Source organism: Sphingomonas sanxanigenens DSM 19645 = NX02 (assembly GCF_000512205.2).
Taxonomy (GTDB): Bacteria; Pseudomonadota; Alphaproteobacteria; order Sphingomonadales; family Sphingomonadaceae; genus Sphingomonas_D; species Sphingomonas_D sanxanigenens.
This window is the reverse complement of the sequence record NZ_CP006644.1, coordinates 2,046,602-2,063,229: the sequence shown is the minus strand read 5'-3', so window position 1 is coordinate 2,063,229 and position 16,628 is coordinate 2,046,602. Positions and strand designations below refer to the sequence as shown.

General features: G+C 63.4%; 23 protein-coding genes. 8 read left to right on the top strand and 15 right to left on the bottom strand.

Annotation, left to right across the window (positions count from 1 at the left end; genetic code table 11):
- The first annotated feature begins 97 nt into the window (after positions 1-97).
- On the top strand, positions 98-739 hold the full coding sequence (locus NX02_RS09520) for a hypothetical protein (RefSeq protein ID WP_025291965.1): 642 nt from the start codon (positions 98-100) through the stop codon (positions 737-739).
- A gap of 10 nt (positions 740-749) precedes the next feature.
- Entirely contained in the window at positions 750-1,823 is a 1,074-nt protein-coding gene (locus tag NX02_RS09515; protein ID WP_025291964.1) for a hypothetical protein, read from the top strand.
- Here the strand turns inward: NX02_RS09515 and NX02_RS09510 are convergent.
- The 3 genes from NX02_RS09510 to NX02_RS33280 form a co-directional block, all read right to left on the bottom strand.
- On the bottom strand, positions 1,761-4,112 hold the full coding sequence (locus NX02_RS09510) for a phospholipase D-like domain-containing protein (RefSeq protein WP_025291963.1): 2,352 nt from the start codon (positions 4,110-4,112) through the stop codon (positions 1,761-1,763). The genes NX02_RS09515 and NX02_RS09510 overlap by 63 nt on opposite strands.
- Entirely contained in the window at positions 4,109-5,563 is a 1,455-nt protein-coding gene (locus NX02_RS09505; protein ID WP_025291962.1) for a hypothetical protein, read from the bottom strand. The genes NX02_RS09510 and NX02_RS09505 overlap by 4 nt, the downstream gene beginning before the upstream one ends.
- Positions 5,564-5,875: 312 nt before the next feature.
- The gene (locus tag NX02_RS33280) at positions 5,876-6,046 is read right to left on the bottom strand and encodes a hypothetical protein (RefSeq protein ID WP_211258310.1); all 171 of its coding nucleotides are present in this window, start codon (positions 6,044-6,046) and stop codon (positions 5,876-5,878) included.
- Between the two features lie 36 nt (positions 6,047-6,082).
- Between NX02_RS33280 and NX02_RS09500 the strand changes: the two genes are divergently transcribed.
- Both NX02_RS09500 and NX02_RS09495 read left to right on the top strand, forming a co-directional pair.
- Positions 6,083-6,694, top strand: a complete 612-nt coding sequence (locus NX02_RS09500; RefSeq protein ID WP_211258309.1) for a hypothetical protein — start codon at positions 6,083-6,085, stop codon at positions 6,692-6,694.
- A 122-nt stretch (positions 6,695-6,816) separates the two neighbouring features.
- Entirely contained in the window at positions 6,817-8,445 is a 1,629-nt protein-coding gene (locus NX02_RS09495) for a Na+/H+ antiporter (protein WP_025291960.1), read from the top strand.
- 298 nt (positions 8,446-8,743) lie between these two features.
- Here NX02_RS09495 and NX02_RS09490 read toward each other — a convergent pair whose 3' ends face one another.
- From NX02_RS09490 to NX02_RS09475, 4 genes are read right to left on the bottom strand one after another with little or no spacing between them, the layout of a single operon-like run.
- Positions 8,744-9,472 (bottom strand): YoaK family protein, encoded by a 729-nt coding sequence (locus NX02_RS09490; RefSeq protein WP_025291959.1) that lies wholly within the window; start codon positions 9,470-9,472, stop codon positions 8,744-8,746.
- Positions 9,473-9,479: 7 nt separating this feature from the next.
- Complete coding sequence (locus tag NX02_RS09485; RefSeq protein WP_025291958.1) at positions 9,480-9,782, bottom strand: DUF167 domain-containing protein; 303 nt, start codon at positions 9,780-9,782, stop codon at positions 9,480-9,482.
- Positions 9,782-10,090, bottom strand: a complete 309-nt coding sequence (locus NX02_RS09480; protein ID WP_025291957.1) for a zinc ribbon domain-containing protein YjdM — start codon at positions 10,088-10,090, stop codon at positions 9,782-9,784. The genes NX02_RS09485 and NX02_RS09480 overlap by 1 nt, the downstream gene beginning before the upstream one ends.
- Before the next feature lie 21 nt (positions 10,091-10,111).
- A complete protein-coding gene (locus tag NX02_RS09475; RefSeq protein ID WP_025291956.1) occupies positions 10,112-10,375 on the bottom strand; it encodes a helix-turn-helix domain-containing protein in 264 nt (87 codons plus the stop codon).
- A gap of 161 nt (positions 10,376-10,536) precedes the next feature.
- On the opposite strand from NX02_RS09475, the gene NX02_RS09470 reads away from it, so the two are divergent.
- Together NX02_RS09470 and NX02_RS09465 are read left to right on the top strand one after the other, a co-directional pair.
- Entirely contained in the window at positions 10,537-10,755 is a 219-nt protein-coding gene (locus NX02_RS09470; protein ID WP_025291955.1) for a hypothetical protein, read from the top strand.
- A complete protein-coding gene (locus tag NX02_RS09465; RefSeq protein WP_025291954.1) occupies positions 10,748-11,719 on the top strand; it encodes a fused MFS/spermidine synthase in 972 nt (323 codons plus the stop codon). The genes NX02_RS09470 and NX02_RS09465 overlap by 8 nt, the downstream gene beginning before the upstream one ends.
- Before the next feature lie 43 nt (positions 11,720-11,762).
- On the opposite strand, the gene NX02_RS09460 is transcribed toward NX02_RS09465, so the two are convergent.
- Entirely contained in the window at positions 11,763-11,966 is a 204-nt protein-coding gene (locus NX02_RS09460; protein ID WP_025291953.1) for a DUF5818 domain-containing protein, read from the bottom strand.
- Between the two features lie 162 nt (positions 11,967-12,128).
- Here NX02_RS09460 and NX02_RS09455 point away from each other — a divergent pair, with 162 nt between their 5' ends.
- Both NX02_RS09455 and NX02_RS09450 read left to right on the top strand, forming a co-directional pair.
- Positions 12,129-12,518, top strand: coding sequence for a hypothetical protein (locus NX02_RS09455; protein WP_025291952.1), 390 nt, complete (start codon positions 12,129-12,131; stop codon positions 12,516-12,518).
- An 88-nt stretch (positions 12,519-12,606) separates the two neighbouring features.
- Complete coding sequence (locus NX02_RS09450; RefSeq protein ID WP_025291951.1) at positions 12,607-13,269, top strand: UPF0149 family protein; 663 nt, start codon at positions 12,607-12,609, stop codon at positions 13,267-13,269.
- Positions 13,270-13,285: 16 nt separating this feature from the next.
- Here the strand turns inward: NX02_RS09450 and NX02_RS09445 are convergent, their stop codons facing one another.
- From NX02_RS09445 to NX02_RS09415, 7 genes are all read right to left on the bottom strand, one after another.
- Complete coding sequence (locus tag NX02_RS09445; protein WP_245648817.1) at positions 13,286-13,792, bottom strand: hypothetical protein; 507 nt, start codon at positions 13,790-13,792, stop codon at positions 13,286-13,288.
- A 119-nt stretch (positions 13,793-13,911) separates the two neighbouring features.
- Positions 13,912-14,205, bottom strand: coding sequence for a type II toxin-antitoxin system RelE/ParE family toxin (locus tag NX02_RS09440; RefSeq protein ID WP_025291949.1), 294 nt, complete (start codon positions 14,203-14,205; stop codon positions 13,912-13,914).
- Positions 14,205-14,474: a type II toxin-antitoxin system ParD family antitoxin gene (locus tag NX02_RS09435; RefSeq protein ID WP_025291948.1), complete on the bottom strand. Its 270-nt coding sequence runs from the start codon at positions 14,472-14,474 to the stop codon at positions 14,205-14,207. The genes NX02_RS09440 and NX02_RS09435 overlap by 1 nt, the downstream gene beginning before the upstream one ends.
- Before the next feature lie 124 nt (positions 14,475-14,598).
- Complete coding sequence (locus NX02_RS09430) at positions 14,599-15,492, bottom strand: hypothetical protein (RefSeq protein ID WP_245648816.1); 894 nt, start codon at positions 15,490-15,492, stop codon at positions 14,599-14,601.
- Between the two features lie 143 nt (positions 15,493-15,635).
- A complete protein-coding gene (locus tag NX02_RS09425) occupies positions 15,636-15,977 on the bottom strand; it encodes a hypothetical protein (protein ID WP_025291946.1) in 342 nt (113 codons plus the stop codon).
- Positions 15,978-16,035: 58 nt separating this feature from the next.
- On the bottom strand, positions 16,036-16,239 hold the full coding sequence (locus NX02_RS09420; RefSeq protein WP_025291945.1) for a hypothetical protein: 204 nt from the start codon (positions 16,237-16,239) through the stop codon (positions 16,036-16,038).
- Complete coding sequence (locus NX02_RS09415) at positions 16,236-16,583, bottom strand: DUF5983 family protein (RefSeq protein ID WP_025291944.1); 348 nt, start codon at positions 16,581-16,583, stop codon at positions 16,236-16,238. The genes NX02_RS09420 and NX02_RS09415 overlap by 4 nt, the downstream gene beginning before the upstream one ends.
- Positions 16,584-16,628 lie beyond the last annotated feature (45 nt).

Here is a 16,628-nt window from a genome sequence, read left to right as displayed (position 1 = left end):
ATTTCACGATCCCGCAAGACTATGGTGACTTGCAAGGCGGTGCCTTTCCTTCATTTTCATTCGACATAACGGATCGCGCATATGGGAGAGTTTGTGGATGCTGTCGAACAGGGACCAACTGCCGCGGGTGTTCGAGGCCAATCTTGGCCGGCTGTTCGAGCGCGTGATCCTTCCCGTGATGAAAAGCCTGCCGCACCATGCCGTGCTGGAGACAGGCGAAGCCACAACCCTCGATCAGTTTCTTGATCGCGCCGCGGCGCAGGTCGACAACTATACGGGCAATGAGGCAGCCAAGGCGTTCACTCTGACGCTGGCTGGTGTGTTCGAGCGGCAATTGAGCCTCTGGGCGCGCGCGATTCATGACGCCGGCGAGGCCCGGATGATTGACCTGAAAGGCTTTGAGGCGTTGCTCGCCGGCTGTGCCCGGCAGGCACGGATCGACCTTGCGACAGACCCGATCGGCGGGGTCCTTACCGAGATGTTCGTGGTCGCCAATGTCGTGCGCCATGGCGAGGGGCGGTCCTGTGATCGCCTCCGCGCCATGGCTCCCCATCTCTGGGAGGATATGGCGACCGACTATTTCGATCTGCTGCCCGGGGAGCCCTTGGCGAGCGAGCATGTGCGGATCCGGCAGTCCGACCTGGTCCGCTATATTCGTGCCGCCACGCGCTTCCGGGGCCTTGCCGATCCCCTGCCGCTGGCCGTTATCAGCCTGCCTTTTGATGCGAGCGAAGCATGATGGACCGCCTGTGACCAAAGGAAGCGCGCCGGACCTGCCCCAGCCAAAGGCGTTCGATCTGCTGGCTTCGCTGGCGGCATTCGCGCAGCGCCATCGGGTCGCGCTCAATGATCCTGCGCTGATCGACCGTTTCACAGCGGATGCCCGGCCCAGGCTCGCGGCGGCGCTGTCGGACGCCACCTTGATCCATGGGTCGCGGACCGAGCGCTTGTTCGAAGCGACGGTGTTGTCGCTCGGGCGTTTCAGGATGTTCAAGACCGAGGACATCGGGCGCGTCCATGGCGCGACCACAGCGCGTGCACCGGATTTTCGGGTGGTGCTCGACGATGGCGAGCAATGGCTGATCGAGGTCAAGAATGTCCGCTGCCGCAAGCCGTTCAAGCAGCGCACGTCGATGTCGGCGGCCTATCTCGGGTCGCTTCAGGCCTATGCGGATATGGTCGGCACGCCGCTCAAGCTGGCGATCTTCTGGTCGCTCTGGAACATCTGGACGGTGATCTCGCCCGATCGGTTCCGCCGCGCGGACGGGGGCCTTCGTGTTTCCATGCAGGACGCGGTGATGGCGAACGACTTCGGGCGGCTCGGTGAGGTGATCATCATGACGCGGTCGCCGCTCCGGCTGGTTCTGGATGCAGACCAGGCGATGCCGAAATCCCTCAGCGCACAGGGATTGGCGCAGTTCATCATCGGTGCCGCGCGGATGTTCAGCGGGGACACTGAGCTGACCGACCCGAGGGATCTCAGGCTGGCGCAGATCCTGTTCATGTTCGGGGATTGGTCGATCGAGGAACCGGTGGCGCGCATGGATGGCGGGGCGATCTCCGGCGTGGAGTTCCTCGCGCATCCCGAAGAGCCATCGGATCAGGGGTTTGACGGTATCGGTTGGGCCAGCCGCATTTTCAGCCGCTACTTTGCCGAACAAACGGTGGATGGCGACCAGGTGATTCAGCTTCACGGCGAGGCGGCGCCGGAATGGTTCGCGCCGCTCGCCAACTGGGACTTCAAGGGCAGCAGGTTGCCCTTATGGTTGGGGCATGTCGTGGCGGGAGACGGCGCTGGCGAGCCCGAGCCTGATGCCGATTGACCGGTCGAGGCCGGCGCGAACATCGGTTGCGACCTCACCGTTCAGTTCGGTTGGCGCGAGGCCGAGAAGCGAGATGACGCGCTGCCGCAGGCCAGGAATATATTTCAGGAACTCCCGGTCCCTGGGGCGGCCCGACAGCGATCCTTCGATCGCATCCAGACTCCAAAGGATGGTGATCCAGCATTCCATGAAATCGACCGGCATCGCGCCATAATCGCGCGCGAGCATGATGCGGGTGATCGCCGGCTTGCGACCGCAGAAGAAGCCGACGAGGATGCGAACGAGGAAGCGGGGCCAGGCCAGCGCGGCACTGGATGTGTCGAGCCCTTTGGGAAGATCGGTGCAGCGGGCCTTGTAGAGCAGGAAGAGAATCCAGAAGCGCAGGCGCAGGACATCGCTCGATCCGAGCGGCTCGTCATCCTCGAGCCCGTCGACATAAGCGACGAGGTGCCGCTCATAGAGGCGGGCATCGATCGGCTCGTGGCGAGGTTCATCCTCATCCCGAGTGGCAGGCTCAACGGCAGCAGAGCCTGGGATATCCTCATCCGCATCCCCACCGGTCTCGTCCTCCGGTGGGTCGTCGAATTCCGGATCGTAATCGTCATCCGGGGCGGGCGTGGCTCCCCGGCCGGAGAGAAGATTGAGGAAGTCACGGATGCTGTCGCTGTAGGTTCCGGCAAGACTGTTGGCGCCCTGCCCTCCCTGCCGCCCCGTGCTTGCCCGGCTTTGCGTGAACTCCTCATAGCTGAGCGACACGGGGACGGCCGGCTCATCGTCTGCCTTTCGCGCCTGCGGACGGGCGGCGGAAAGCTTGCGGTGATCCTGGTCGGAATCGAAATCAGCCCGGGCCAGGGTCTCGAAGGCCTGGTGCATCCACAAGTCGAAGTCCGCGCCATCGGTGAAAGGAGCAAGAGCCCGGGCGACATTGCCGGTCGCCACTTCCTTACGGCGGCTCCGGAGGGCGTCGCGATGCGTCACATGCGCGATGGTCGACAGCACATCGCCTGCTGCAACGCGAGCGAAGCGCACGGCCTTATACACCGCCGGATCGATCGAGATCGTCAGCGCGCGCTCACCATGGTGGAAGGCCGTGACCGCGATCGAGGCAAGGAGCCGGGCATTGCGATCGAGCAACTGGACATCCCCGCCCTCACTGTCGGGTTGTGACGGTCGCCAGTGAAGCAGACCGGACTCGAGTTCGAAGGCGCCGGGCTGGCCTGCCTCGATCGCCTTGAGCGGTATGGGCGAAGTCTCAACGGGTTCTGGAAGATCATCGAGATCAATCGCATCGCCATCGAGCCAGCGATCGAGGCCCAGCGCCTCGCACGCCGACCCTCGCGGCAGGCGACGATAGATACAGGCTTCGGCATTGACGCCAACCGCGCCGGGGCGGCCTAATGCCGCGGTCGTGCAGTTTGCGCTGCCGAGCAGGACATGATCATGCTCTGGAGTCGAGGCGATCAGGATCTTGGCATGGGTGAAGCGCTGGGACGGCCAGTCGAGCGCGACGATCCGCACCTTCTTCGCGAAGGGAGCATCCTTGGGAAATTCGTGGCCGACTGGATCGATCGGCAGGATGATATGCTTGGGCGCCAGGCGGCGGGACAGGTCAGCGAGTGCATTGAGATCGCTGTCCCAATAGGGGCTTATCGCCACAAGCGACCGGACCTTTGCATCGCCGACCAGCGCGACGAACCGGTCCGCGATGCCACTTTCGCCCGGTGCATGGAGGAAGGCGATCGCGGACCCATCCTCCAGTTCGTGCAGATCCTGCGCGATGGGGCCATCGAGCCATGCTGCGCGCTCCCGTGCCCACAGGATTGCATCGCGCGCGGGTGATGGGATCTTCGGCACCAGCGTATCGAGATAGCGCCACACGGAACGGATGATGGCGCGCTCGGGACTGTCCTCGTCCTTGCACTCGATCTCGATCACGACTTCGGCGTTACCCGCGAGGCCGGAGGCGGTCAGGTTGGCCGAACTCACGAAAGCACGCGCGCTGTCGCGGCCGATCTGGAGGATGATCTTGGGGTGGAAAATCCCGTCGGCGGCCGGCGGGCTGTAGAGCGCATAGTCCCGGCCGAGCGCGGTCGGAAGGGTCGATCCATCGGACAGGGCGAGCGCGGCCATCCGGGCATCGCTGATCAGGAGGAGATTGGAGGCACCGCTTGCCATGAGCTGGGGCAGGAGGATTTCCTCGACCGCGGCGAACTCGACGGCGAAGCTCGTGGCAATCGCACTGTGGAAGGGCCGGCCGGCGCGGCGACCAAGACGGTCGGCGAGCCTCATTGCGCTGCCTCCAGAGCCGCAAGGCCGCGTGCTGTCGGACCATTCTCGTCCAGGAGATGGATATCGGCCAGGAACTGGATCGCCGGCTGGAGGCGCGGCGTCGTGGCGACAGGCTGGTACGCGGCCAGATAGACGAGTCTGGCCTCGCGCTGTTCGAACAGAAAGGTATAATCGCGCTGGCGGCGCAACTTCTGCATGGCGACCCAGCTATGCCGGCGAACGACGCGCTCGAGCATATAGTCGGCGATCAGGTCGATGACGGCCTCCCCTTCCCTTTGCTCCAGCCAGAAGCTTTCTGTCCGCAGCGAATGAGCGGAGCCTCGGTCAGAAAGTCCCTCGGCGACCGCAGCAGCAAGATCGGATCGATCGGCGATACGCTGATGCAGTGCCGCCATCAGCGTGATCGCCTGAACCGCCTTGTCGGCCACGGCGCCGCGCGCGCTGGTCAATCGGTCCCAGGCATCCTCATAGGCGAAGTCCGTGGAATCGAGGCCGAGGCGCAAGTCGCGCCAGCTCGCCGAGAAGCCACCATCCTCATGCGCCTCGAGATGCGCGACGATCTCGGCGCGGATTTCGGGAAGCGACCTCCCTTGGGGCGCGCTGTTGATGATCGCGATGGCCCAGGCGAGGAGCGCGGCACAAGCGATCTGCATGAGATCCTGGCACTGATAGGCTTCCCAGTTGAGGCGCTGTGCTTCCAGATCGCCGGGCAGAGCGATCTGCGGCGGGTCGAACAGATGCCACCGGACCTGGTCCGGGCCTGGACATGCATCGCGGACACGCGCCGTATCGAGGATAAGGGCGAGGGTCGCGGCGCGACTGGGGGCGCTTTTCTGTGCAGCTTCTCCCCGGGCGAACAAGAGCGTTTCATAGAAGAGCCGTTCCTCGCTGTCCGAACCGATGCCCGAGGGTATGATCGGTTCGAGCCGTTCCAGTTCGCGCAGGCTGACGCGCGCATCGGCGATTTTCGCACGCAGGAGTTTCGCGAGGTCTGGACCGATCGCGTCGGCAAACAGCGTGGCAGCGCGACGTCCCAGATCCCGGGTCGCGACCTGGATTCCGTGCCTGTTCTCGGTGAACAGGCCCATCTCGACCATCTGGCTGTAATAGGCGCCGCCGAAGACACCGAGCGACTGACGCAGATAACGTTCTTGCGCGGGGTCGGTCGAGGCAGCCGCTTCGAAATCGACGATGCGGTCTGCGGCGGCCAGGCGGCGATTGGCCCAGTCGATTCCGCCGACCCCAGTCTCGCCGGCCTGCGCCGACACCAGCGCGTAGAGCGCCTCGGCGCGTCGCACCCAGCTACGCCAGGCTTCGAAATCGTTGGTGGCCCCTTTGCGGGCGTAGGTTTCGCTCAACCAGCAATAATAGCCATAATAGCGCATGCGCAGTGTGACGTTGCTGATGCCGGGGAGCAACGACTGATAGAGCAGAACGCCACTATTCTGCATACCGAGGGGATCAAGGCCACGCTTGTCTGCTCGATCGGTCCATTGTGGTAACAGGTTCATGGCCCCTCGCATGCGGCTCATTCCGTGTCATGTGGGAGAAATCAGGAGAAGGACATGCGAACCTAAGCGCCAGAAGCGGATAAGTTCTTAAAGCCGCAGGAATATGGTGGATGTCAAAATGGAAAATCTCCAGCGCAAGCTTCGTAGGGACATGTTCGCCGCGTACCTGAGCGCGATGCAGAAAATCTCGTTTCAGGTGCCGACACTCTGTTCCGGCCCGCGGTAGGGTGTCGCATCACCAATGACAGGACTTCACGAATGGCGACAGATTTGACCACCGAGCCCACCCGGATTTGCGAGGATATCCTGCGCGCGGACAAGGCCGGCAATATCGAGAAGGCGATCCTCCCGAGCGAAAACAGGATCATCGACCGCTTGCTCGGACGGCGCCTCGAACTGGTCGAGGCTTATGCCGAAATCCATGAGAAGCTGCACGCGCGGCCATATGGAATTGAGACGATGCTCGGCATTGTCACCAATGTCGCCGCGTTCTGGAATCCGGAGCGGGTGGCCGATGCCCGCGATGCCCGCAACCGCCTCGAGGAGGTCAACCGCGAGATCGCCGAACTGGCGGCGGACCTTGCCGGTCTCCTTGAGGAGCGCTCCGAGATCGGGAACACTTCGGGGTTCGCCAGCGACACCCATTATCATATTGTCGATGTGATCGGCGCGGCATCGCGTGAGAACGGCTTTTACCGCTTTCATCTCAAGGATGAGTTGAAGCCACTGAGCAGCCGCTATGATCTCAAATACTGGCCGAGCCTTGCGGAGATCGTCCGGGTGATCGGGCAGGATGCAGACATTGCCGGCACCAATGCCACCGATCCGCTGACCAGGGCGGCAACGACGGGTTCACGCGGCTCGCGGGCCGACTTTTTCAAGGCCTTGTTCGAACTGATCAGGGAAAATGACACGGCGAGCCACGGACATATCCCGCGCGGCTTCAGGCTGAGCGACAGCACGCTGGCCTCACTTGCCAATTGCGCGCTCGATCTGGGTCCCGACGATCTGGTGGACGCCGCTTATGTGAAGCGCCTGCGCCAGCGCCTGCGGGACGAAAGGCAAAACTGACGGCCTGACCTGACACCTGTCATGCCGGATGGGATTTACCCGGCGCGTGCAGAGCTATTCAGATTGACGCCTCCGCGCCGGACCGGGAGAAGGGATCAATCCTTCCATCATGGGACAGCGTCTTGGAAATTATCACGATCGTTCTGCTTCTGCTCGTAGCCGTCATCGTGAGCGGCATCGCCTCCCGGATCGTGCCGCTTCCCTTACCAAGGCCATTGTTCCAGATCGCGCTTGGTGCAGCGATCGGACTGGTCGCCAATTGGCGGGTGGAGCTCGATCCGGAGATTTTCTTCCTGCTCTTCCTGCCACCCCTGTTGTTTCTCGACGGCTGGCGTATTCCACGCGAGGAACTGTTCAAGGACGGCAAGACGGTTCTCGAACTGGCGCTCGGCCTCGTCATATTCACGGTGCTCGGCATGGGCCTGTTCATCCACTGGATGATCCCGTCCATGCCGCTGGCCGTGGCCTTCGCCCTTGCTGCGGTAATTTCGCCTACTGACCCGATCGCGGTTTCGGCGATTGCCCAGCGTGTGCCCATCCCCAAGCGGATGATGCATATTCTCGAGGGCGAATCGCTGTTGAACGATGCGTCGGGCCTGGTCTGCCTGCGCTTTGCGGTTGCGGCGGCACTGACCGGCGCTTTCTCGATCCAGACCGCCGCGCTCAATTTCCTCTGGGTCGCGATCGGCGGGATCGCTGTCGGCGTTGGGGTGACATGGGCCGTCGCGCGGACGAAGAACTGGGTGTCGCGTCAATATGGTGAGGATGGTGGAGCGCAGGTCCTGATCAGCCTGCTCATCCCGTTCGGTTCCTATCTGGTGGCTGAGCATCTGCATTGCTCGGGCATCCTCGCAGCCGTCGCGGCCGGGATCACGATGGGGTTTGTCGAGACCCGCGGCGAGGTCGCGGCCGCGACACGCATTCGCCGCACCGGGATCTGGGATACGATCCAGTTTACCGCAAACGGGATCATTTTCGTGCTGCTGGGCGAGCAGCTACCGGCCATTCTTGCCGGGGCAACCAACACGGTGCGGCTGACGGGTCACCATGAGCCCTGGTGGCTTGCGATATATGTGGTCGCGATCAATCTCGGCCTGGCCGCACTCCGTTTTCTCTGGGTCTGGCTGTCTTTTCGCCTCACATTGTTCCGATCAGGAGAATGGCGAAAGCAGCCCAATTGGCGTGTGGTCGCGGCGATGTCCTTTGCCGGCGTAAGGGGGGCGATCACACTGGCCGGTGTTCTTACGCTTCCGCTTGCCATGGCGGACGGCAGCGCGTTTCCGGCGCGCGATCTCGCGATCTTTCTCGCGATGGGCGTGATTATCGTATCGTTGTTCGTGGCAACCGTGGGGCTCCCGTTGCTCCTGCATGGACTTACGATGCCGCAGGAGGGCTCGCAGCTTGCCCAAGAGGACAAGGCTCGTGTGATTGCAGCACAAGCCGCGATCGCTGCAGTCGAGAAGGCTGAACATGCCATGGCGGACGGGAAAGACGATGCCGATATCTATGTCGCGGCGGCCGCGCGGATCATGGACAGCTATCGGTTGAGGATCGAGAGCCGCGAAGGGGATGCTCCCGAACGCAAATCCCGGCGTCACATCGAGCGGATCGAGATCGAGTTGCGGCTTGCCGCTCTCAAAGCCGAACGAACAGCCATCTTTCGCCTGGTTCGGAAGCGAGAACTTGGCAGCGAGGTCGCCCGCAAGCTCGTGCGCGAACTGGACTTGCTGGAGACCCGCTATGCGGGGTGACAACCGGCGCGCAGACACGATTTGGATGCGGCCATCGCCGAATTTGACCGGCTCGTGCTCACCTATGCCGATCTCGGCTATGGTCCGATCATCCTTCCGAAACGCACGGTAGAACAACGGGCGGACTTTGTGTTGGGGCCACTCGTGTAGACGACGACGGGAAACCTGAAGAACGCGCAGAAGGGCCTGCGTTGCGCCCACATAGCTTGACCGAAACCGGCGGCTTTCGGTGGTGAGATGCAAGAAGCGAACGTGCAGAAGGGGCGCCAACGATGTCCGTAGACCAATGTGCCGCGCGTCAGCTTTCCGGAATCATGGTGCGCGCAGCACCTCTGATGGAGATGATGGCGATGAATGCCAGGAGCAGCCCGGCGACGGCGAAGCTCAAGTCCCCAACGGACCGCCAGGCGAGAACGCCCGCCACACCGCCCAGCAGGAAGGACAGCACGGTCCCCGCGTGAAGGCGCAGCCGGGTCATGACAGCCTCCCGATCGGCGGGTTCCTCTTTCCCGCACAGGATATCGATCATCCGGGCAAGCCCGATGCCGATATCGGTCGACATGCCCGAGACATGGGTGGTGCGCACGCGCGCATTGGAGATGTGCGTAACGATGGCGTTCTGTAGCCCCATCAGGAATGCCAGACCGACTATAAGCATGGGGACGCCAGCAGTGCGATCGAGCGCCATGCGGGAAGCCCCAAGCAGTGCGAGCAGGATGCCCTCTCCCAGGATGACGCGCGCGTAGATGGTGACGATGCCCCGGCGCAGGCCGGCACCGATCACAAGCGTCGAGACCATCGCACCGAAGATGAAAGCGAGGACGATGGCAAGATAGCCAAGGCCATGGGCCCATTGCCCCATGGCAAGCAGGCTGGACAGGGCCGAGACATTGCCGGTCATATTGGCCGAGAAGAAGCCCACCTCGTGAAAGGCGGCGGCATTGAGCCCGCCCGCCACCGCCGCCAGCGCGAAGGCCAGCTTGCGGTCGAGACGACTATCGCGCGCATCGCCCTGGCGGATCAGCATGTCGCGCTCATCCCCGCGCGGCGCCGATACGCACGAGCTTGGTCCGCCCGCTGCCGCCGCGCAGCACTTCGAGCGTCGAGACCGGCTGGCCCAGCGCATCGGCGAGCAGCCGCAGGATCGCCTCGTTGGCCTTGCCGCCCTCCGGCGTGGCGGTAGTCCGCACGAGCAGTTCGGAGACGCTCTCCTCCGCAGGCAGCAGGATCGCATCCGCCAAAGCGTTGGGCGTTGCCCGGATCGCGAGACGGCCTTCACCGTCCGCCTGCGCGCGAATGGCCTCGGCAGATGGCATGGGGATCCTGCGCCGCGCCATCAGCGCTTGCGGACGAACTCGGCGCGCAGCACGAGGCCCTTGATGCCGTCGAACTTGCAGTCGATCTCCTGATCGTCACCGGTGAGGCGGATCGACTTGATCAGCGTGCCCCGCTTGAGCGTCTGGCCCGCACCCTTGACGTCCAGGTCCTTGATGAGCGTCACCTGATCGCCGTCGGCAAGAAGATTGCCGACGGAGTCGCGAACCTCCACCTGCGTAGCAGCGCGCTGGCGCTCGGCCAGTTCCGAGGCGGGCATCCATTCGCCGCTTTCCTCGTCATACACATAGTCGTCGTTGCTGTCCGTCATCTGCTCTTGTCCATTCAACTATCAACCAGGCGTCGCCATAGCATCGCGCAGACGCACACCGCGCCCCCTGCCCTGGCTGGGCGCATTGTCACCGATCAGTTCGACGCCTTCCCGCTCGAGGGCCGAGATGACCTTGACCAGCGTTTCGATCACGCCGCGCACCTGCCCGTCGGATGTTTCCATCCGCTGGATCGTCGGCAGCGACACGCCGGCCAGTTCCGCCAATCGCTTCTGGTCGATCCCGAGCAGGGCCCGCGCCGCCCGCATCTGCTGAGAGGTGATCATCGCCGCCCTATGATGTATAAAGCATCATAGTTCAATCGTGCAAAATTACCATCCATGTGATAACATCCACCTCCACACCAACATGAGCCAGGAACGCCAACCGTGACCTCCGTCCCTGACGCCCCGACCATTCTGTCTCTTCGCGACGCGTGGTCCGCGTGATGAGGGCAGCCAAGAGGTTCACCGGCTTCCTCCTGCTCCAGAACATGCTGCTGCAGGATTTCGTGCGCGAGGGACTGGCCCGGCAGTCGCTCGGGCGGGAAGAAGCCGACCGGCTGACACGGCTGGAGGTGCTGAACGCCGCGGAACTCGCGCGATGGGAGCGTGATCTCTCGGTTCCCAGTGGTCCATCCGGGGCATGGCATATGCACGATGACTGACGCCGTTCGCGCGATCGAGCCGCACTCTCCCGGCGGGGACGTCGATCTCGACCAGTTCCACGACCTGGTTTTCGACCTGCGGTTCGAGCGGCCGGAACCGGGTTCGAACCTTCAGGACCGATTTGACGGCGCCGGACAGATCCCGATCGCGCTCGACGCTCCGTTTGGGGCTACGGGTCCCATGCTGTTCCGGTTCGGAGACATGCTGTCGCTGCTGTTCGACTGGACGACGGTGCAGAGCGGGATGAAGCTGAGCGATCCCGACCATCTCCTGTTCGATTATACGCGGGTGATGATGGGCTTCCGCCTGTTCCGACCGCAGCCCCGGCGCATCGAGATGATCGGCCTGGGCGGCGGGTCTCTTGCCAAGGCCTGCTACCGCTGCCTGCCCGACTGCGACATCACGGTCGTGGAGATCGATCCCGAGGTCATCGCACTCAGGGATCAGTTCCATGTCCCGCCGGACGATCACCGCTTTCGCGTCATCCGTGCTGACGGCGTCGATTATGTGGCTAACGCTGCGGGCAAGCCCGACGTGCTGCTCCTCGATGGCTTCGACAGCCGCGGCCTTCCGCAAGCGCTGAGCGTCCGGGCCTTCTACGACAGTTGCCGGGAACGGCTCGGCCCTGATGGGCTGTTGGTCGCCAACCTCTGCGACAATATGACGGCCTTCACGATCCTCAAACGGCGGATCGCGGCCAGCTTCGATGGACGGGCCATTACGGTACCCGCCGAGCGGCGCGGCAATCGCGTCGTCTTCGCTTGCGCGAACGCAAGCTTCCCGCCCTCACCCGAGGCATTCAGCGAGGCGATGCTGTACGTCTCGCCCCAGGACGTCGTCGATTATGCCGCCAAGGCGCGACGGATCGAGCCACAACTGCACCGTTGGAGAAGCCGCGCAAGCTCCGCGTCACGCCTTGTGTCGACAACGACGGTCGCGGGGGATCCGCGTTTCGAGCCGTAAGGGCCGGCCATCGGACCAGGCACCCGGCCACAGGCAACAGCGGTTAGGCTGGACCAATCCAGAGCAATTCGAGCAGGCTAGTCCCGCGGGGCCATGCCTCGACGCGGACCGGCAGGTCGCGATAGGGTTGCAGATCGTCGCCCGTTTCCAGTCGCCAGACCGGGCCGTCCTCGACCTCCAGCAGGGGGCCGCGCTCACTCATGCGAACGATTCCACGCAGTCGCATCGGCGCCTTGCTTTCGGTCATGCGGAGATCTCGGTCAGATCAGATCGTCCAATTCTGCTGATCGTGGGCGCAACGTCGGGCATCGGGAAAACAGGAATACACATGGGCGTTCCCATGGCATGGCGATGGCGGATATTGCAATCTCGTTCGATTTATGTTCTACCCTCCATGGAGGAACGCAACATGATCCGGGACTATCTCGCCACCTATGATTTCAACCTGCCGCTCGACGATGCGGCGGCGGATCCCGAACTGCCGCTGGTGCGCCGCCGGCTGGCGAGCCTGGCCGCGAGCGAGGGGCTGAATGCCGGCTATTATGAGGCGCAGGAACTGGCCGAAGCCTTTCTCGATGCCGCGCGCGAGGCGAATGCCGGGATCGAGGAGGATGACAGTCCGGCGCGGGAGCGCCTGCGCGATATTCTCGATCGCGATCTCGACTATCAGCAGGAACTGTTCGAGGAGGTATGCGAAATGCCCCTCGCGGAGGCTGCGGCACATCTTATCTGGCTCACCGATCTGATGCGGCAGCGTGTCGATATGGCGCCGGTCGTCTCGGCGACCGTCGGCCGATAAAGCTATCGCGGGCATTGGGTCACCGGAGTGAGATGACGTTGTCTCTCTCCCCGGTGACCGCCGCGTGCATCGCCGCTAGTTAAGGCCCATGGAGTCCGAACCCGCCTATCTCGACGCCCTCGACCGGCAATTGCTCGATCAGCCCGAAGCGATGCTGGTGTCTCAGCTAGACGGGTTTCTCACCGGAATCGTGGTCAGCCCGGATCTCATCACGCCTGGTCGGTGGATACCGCTGATCTGGGCCGGCGATGAAGGGGATGGTGAGCCCGAATTCGAGAACGAGGAGGACCTGCAGGCCTTCCTCAATCTGGTAATGATCCATTACCATGCGATCATCGATGCGCTGGCTCATCCCGGCGCCTATGCGCCGGTTCTGGAGACCGACACGCGCACCGACGAAACCATGTGGGAGATGTGGATCGACGGCTTCGCGCAGGCGATGGCGCTTTCCCCGGACGGCTGGGCACGGATCGACGCCGACGACGATGCCGGTTGCCACGCGGCGCTCAAGGGCATTTGCACATTGCGGGATTTTGCCGAGGGCGATCTCGCTCTGGATGATAAGGAGGAGGATCGCTGGGATGCAGAAGCGCCGGACCTGATCCCGATCTGGGTGGAAATGCTGCACCAGTGGCGGGTGGAGAATGATCCCCATCGGCCTGTCGCGGTCCGGCGCACCAAGGTCGGGCGCAACGACCCCTGCCCCTGCGGGTCAGGCAAGAAGTACAAGAAATGCTGCGGAACCCATTGAGGGTCGTGCTCGAGGATCAGGCGTGGCCCGCAACGGACGGGATCGACCGGACATGGCGCGCCTCACTGGGCCCGAGAGTAGCCAGAAAGCGCCGTTCGGCGGCATTGATGTCGCCGGCATTGGCGAAGGCATCGATCGTATAGGCGCCGCGCGCGAAGGTCTCGCCCGGATCGGGCGCCATCATGGTGTAGTGACGCGGCCAGCAGCACAGGTGCAGCCATGGCCAGCCCGGCGCTGGTGGCAGGTAGCGCGCAAAAACGATGTCATCGGTGCGCAGGACGGACGGCCGGCGATCGAGCAGTGATGGGGAGATCAGTTCGGTCCGCCGTTCACAGAGAAAGGCTTCGAACTCGTGGATCTCGGCCAGGGTCTCGAGGATCACCGGATAATAGCGGCCAAGCGCGAGACCCTCGCCCGAGAAGCCGGGCGGTACGTCGATCAGCAGGATATCGGGCAGTGTCGGCAGCGGTCGGTGATAGTAGATCCGCTCGGCTGCGAGCTGGTCGATAAGGCGCATGGACATGATTAGGCCGGTGCATGCGCGTGGACGTCAAGCCAAGTCTCGGACAGATTGGCGCAATATCCCGTCACGCGTCAGTGACCGGCGTCCGCCCCACTGGGGCAGGACAGCGCTTCACGCGCTCAACTGACCGAAAGGATGGCGCCGATATCGCGTGCCCCATGCAATATGCGCTGGATGCGAACGACCTGCGGTCCGACGTCATAGAAGATGACGTAGCTTCCATGCGGTTTGGATCTCAGCCCTTCCCGAATCTCGGACCGCGGGGTGCCGGACTGAGGATATTCGAGAAGCCGTTCGCACGATGCCTGCAGTTCATCGACGAATGTGAGAGCCCGCGGAACATTGTCTCGGGCAATGAAACTGGCGATCCCGGCGAGGTCTGCGTCCGCTGCGGGAGAAAACTCCAGACGCATCAGCCTTCGGCAACGCCGGCGGCTATGTCGGCGATGCGTTTGCGCGCCTTTGCGAAGGCCTGATCGGCCGGAATGCCAGGGCCGCTATTGGCGCCAAGGTCGATCTCGGCGCGCAGGGCCTCAAGCCGCGCCTGGCGCAGCGCGTCCTGCTCCTCGAGCAGCCGCAGGCTGTCGCGCACGACTTCGCTTGCCGACGCATAGCGACCGCTATGGACTTGCTGCTTGATGAAGCTCTCGAAATGGGAGCCGAGGGTAAAACTGGAAGGCATGGCCGAACTCCTCTGGAAAAGAGGACTATCACTTTATGATAGTGGCGCGCAAGACGACGCCCGCTCCACGGGCATCGTCCGCACTCGGATCCGACAGCCGAACGGGCCGCCGCGACCGCGACGATCAGGCCGCGAGACGCTCGACGCCAGCATTGAAGCGATCGATCCAGTCGCGCATCGTCGGACGCTCGGCGAGCGGGATTTCGGCCGCGACGCGCTGGAAATCGATAAGATCGATCGGCGCACCGGCAATGATCGCGTCGATCTCGGCGGACGGCAACAGGCTGCGCTCCCGAATGAAGCGGGTCATCGATCCGGGGCGCTCGCGGGTGGATTTGCGCCACAGTCCTTCGACGGTCTGGAGACGCGGAGCCGCCCGCGCTTCGACCAGCACGATCAGCCGCAGGCACCAGGGCGGCAGCGTCATCAATTCGCTCGTCTTTTGCGCGAGGCAGAGCCAACACGCGGATTTATGGGGCACGGGTAGGCCCTCGGCCCGGATGCGGGCGGCACAGGCGTCCCGGTCCCACTGCCATTCGCGCAAGGGATAGCGATAGTCGTAAAGGTCGCTGACATGGCCTTCGCGATGGGCATAGCGGCGGCTGTCGGCGGGCGAGCTGTCATAGCCGATAAGCTTGACGACCTTGCCGCCACGGGCCCATATTTGCTGCGCTGGAGACCACCCAGCAACCCATTGATCCTGCGGCTGAATTTTCCATTTCGCGCTGCAAGAGTGGCCTCCGTAACTTATCGACGGCAGGGTCGCGTTGGTCAGGCAATTTTCCAGCAGCGAGAAGTAAGGCGGCCAGTGTTTGAAGCGCTTCGGGATATAGCGCACGACATGATGTTCGATATGATGCCGGTCCATCCAGCGCTGGAAGATCGGCAGATAGGCATAGGTCTCCTCGCGCTCGACGCCCGTGTCCGCCGTCAGAACGACGGACAAAGGCAGGCCCCGGGCCACCCATTCGATGATCATCGCGGTGCTGTCGACGCCCATGCCCCAGGCGGCGACCACCGGGACGCCGAACAGGTCATCGTGGCAGGCGTCATCATTCGCCGCCATGAATGGCGGACGCACTAATCCGGACATAGCTGTTCTCCTGGGGAGAGGGCCCATTGACCCGGCGGTTCAGGAAGCGACCGCCGGAAGACCGGCATTCAGCCGTCGAGCGGGACGCTGACGGCGACGTTCGGCGGGCAGCACCGAACCGTCACGAGATAGCCGAGACGATTGACGACATGCATGCCGTCGGTGATCTCCAGACCGTCGTCGCCCTCGATGACGGTCCAGACCTTTGCGGGCGGCTGCGCGCGCACGAATGCGAGCTCGGGCCCCGATGCCTCGAAAAGGCAGCCCCCTTCCCCGAAGTCGAATCCGGCCGTGTCCGAGAGATGGTTCGGCATGGGATGGAAACGGGCGAGGAATTCGTCCTCGGTCATCTCGATATAGGGCAGCGCTTCCGTCCCGGCGATGAGCGGGGTCGTACTGTTGTGGGTCATCTCCCTGGTCCTTGAAATGGGGCCGAGGTGGAGCCGGCGACGGGCCGGCTCGCACGCATCAGGCAATGAGGGTCATCAGAGCTTGCTCGCGCTTCGGCCCGGTGGCCGAGACGCGGAAAGGTTGGAGCGGGTCGCCGGTGCGCAGAACGAACTGCGGGCGTCCGGTTTCACGCCGCTTCTGTATCGCGACCGCATAGGCGCGGTCATAGGTTGCGAGCGTCGTAAGCGCGGATGAACGGGCCGATGGAAAAGCGACGATCATGACTGATACTCCTCGGGATGTTCGGGATCGGGGAAGACGGGCAGGTCGGGCGACACGGGTTCGTCGCGATCGAACAGCACCCAGGAAACATCGCTGTCGAAAGCCAGCGTGAGAATCGCCCAGAATTCCGGACTGATGTCGTCCGGCTGCTCGCCGCCGCATCCCACGATGGAGGTGTGGACGAAGAAGCCATAGGCATAAGGCTCGATCACGAGATCGGGATGCCCAACATCGACCCGGCCATCATCGCCGCGCGGAGCGGCGGCGATCAGCGTGTCGATGTGGCGGCGTTCGACTACCGGCAGATGGGCGGTCGAACAGACGATGAGCGCGGAACGGCGCATGGATATTCTCCCTGAAGGGGTGTGAGGGGATTGGCGCAGCGGAAG

Excerpts from the sequence above, each read along its gene's own strand:
- NX02_RS09520 (WP_025291965.1), top strand. The coding sequence starts at position 98 with ATGCTGTCGAACAGGGACCAACTGCCGCGGGTGTTCGAGGCCAATCTT.
- NX02_RS09510 (WP_025291963.1), bottom strand. The coding sequence starts at position 4,112 with ATGAGGCTCGCCGACCGTCTTGGTCGCCGCGCCGGCCGGCCCTTCCAC.
- NX02_RS09505 (WP_025291962.1), bottom strand. The coding sequence starts at position 5,563 with ATGCAGAATAGTGGCGTTCTGCTCTATCAGTCGTTGCTCCCCGGCATC.
- NX02_RS33280 (WP_211258310.1), bottom strand. The coding sequence starts at position 6,046 with ATGGATTTCGGCATAAGCCTCGACCAGTTCGAGGCGCCGTCCGAGCAA.
- NX02_RS09500 (WP_211258309.1), top strand. The coding sequence starts at position 6,083 with ATGCTCGGCATTGTCACCAATGTCGCCGCGTTCTGGAATCCGGAGCGG.
- NX02_RS09490 (WP_025291959.1), bottom strand. The coding sequence starts at position 9,472 with ATGCTGATCCGCCAGGGCGATGCGCGCGATAGTCGTCTCGACCGCAAG.
- NX02_RS09485 (WP_025291958.1), bottom strand. The coding sequence starts at position 9,782 with ATGGCGCGGCGCAGGATCCCCATGCCATCTGCCGAGGCCATTCGCGCG.
- NX02_RS09480 (WP_025291957.1), bottom strand. The coding sequence starts at position 10,090 with ATGACGGACAGCAACGACGACTATGTGTATGACGAGGAAAGCGGCGAA.
- NX02_RS09475 (WP_025291956.1), bottom strand. The coding sequence starts at position 10,375 with ATGATCACCTCTCAGCAGATGCGGGCGGCGCGGGCCCTGCTCGGGATC.
- NX02_RS09470 (WP_025291955.1), top strand. The coding sequence starts at position 10,537 with ATGAGGGCAGCCAAGAGGTTCACCGGCTTCCTCCTGCTCCAGAACATG.
- NX02_RS09465 (WP_025291954.1), top strand. The coding sequence starts at position 10,748 with ATGACTGACGCCGTTCGCGCGATCGAGCCGCACTCTCCCGGCGGGGAC.
- NX02_RS09460 (WP_025291953.1), bottom strand. The coding sequence starts at position 11,966 with ATGACCGAAAGCAAGGCGCCGATGCGACTGCGTGGAATCGTTCGCATG.
- NX02_RS09455 (WP_025291952.1), top strand. The coding sequence starts at position 12,129 with ATGATCCGGGACTATCTCGCCACCTATGATTTCAACCTGCCGCTCGAC.
- NX02_RS09450 (WP_025291951.1), top strand. The coding sequence starts at position 12,607 with ATGGAGTCCGAACCCGCCTATCTCGACGCCCTCGACCGGCAATTGCTC.
- NX02_RS09445 (WP_245648817.1), bottom strand. The coding sequence starts at position 13,792 with ATGTCCATGCGCCTTATCGACCAGCTCGCAGCCGAGCGGATCTACTAT.
- NX02_RS09440 (WP_025291949.1), bottom strand. The coding sequence starts at position 14,205 with ATGCGTCTGGAGTTTTCTCCCGCAGCGGACGCAGACCTCGCCGGGATC.
- NX02_RS09435 (WP_025291948.1), bottom strand. The coding sequence starts at position 14,474 with ATGCCTTCCAGTTTTACCCTCGGCTCCCATTTCGAGAGCTTCATCAAG.
- NX02_RS09425 (WP_025291946.1), bottom strand. The coding sequence starts at position 15,977 with ATGACCCACAACAGTACGACCCCGCTCATCGCCGGGACGGAAGCGCTG.
- NX02_RS09420 (WP_025291945.1), bottom strand. The coding sequence starts at position 16,239 with ATGATCGTCGCTTTTCCATCGGCCCGTTCATCCGCGCTTACGACGCTC.
- NX02_RS09415 (WP_025291944.1), bottom strand. The coding sequence starts at position 16,583 with ATGCGCCGTTCCGCGCTCATCGTCTGTTCGACCGCCCATCTGCCGGTA.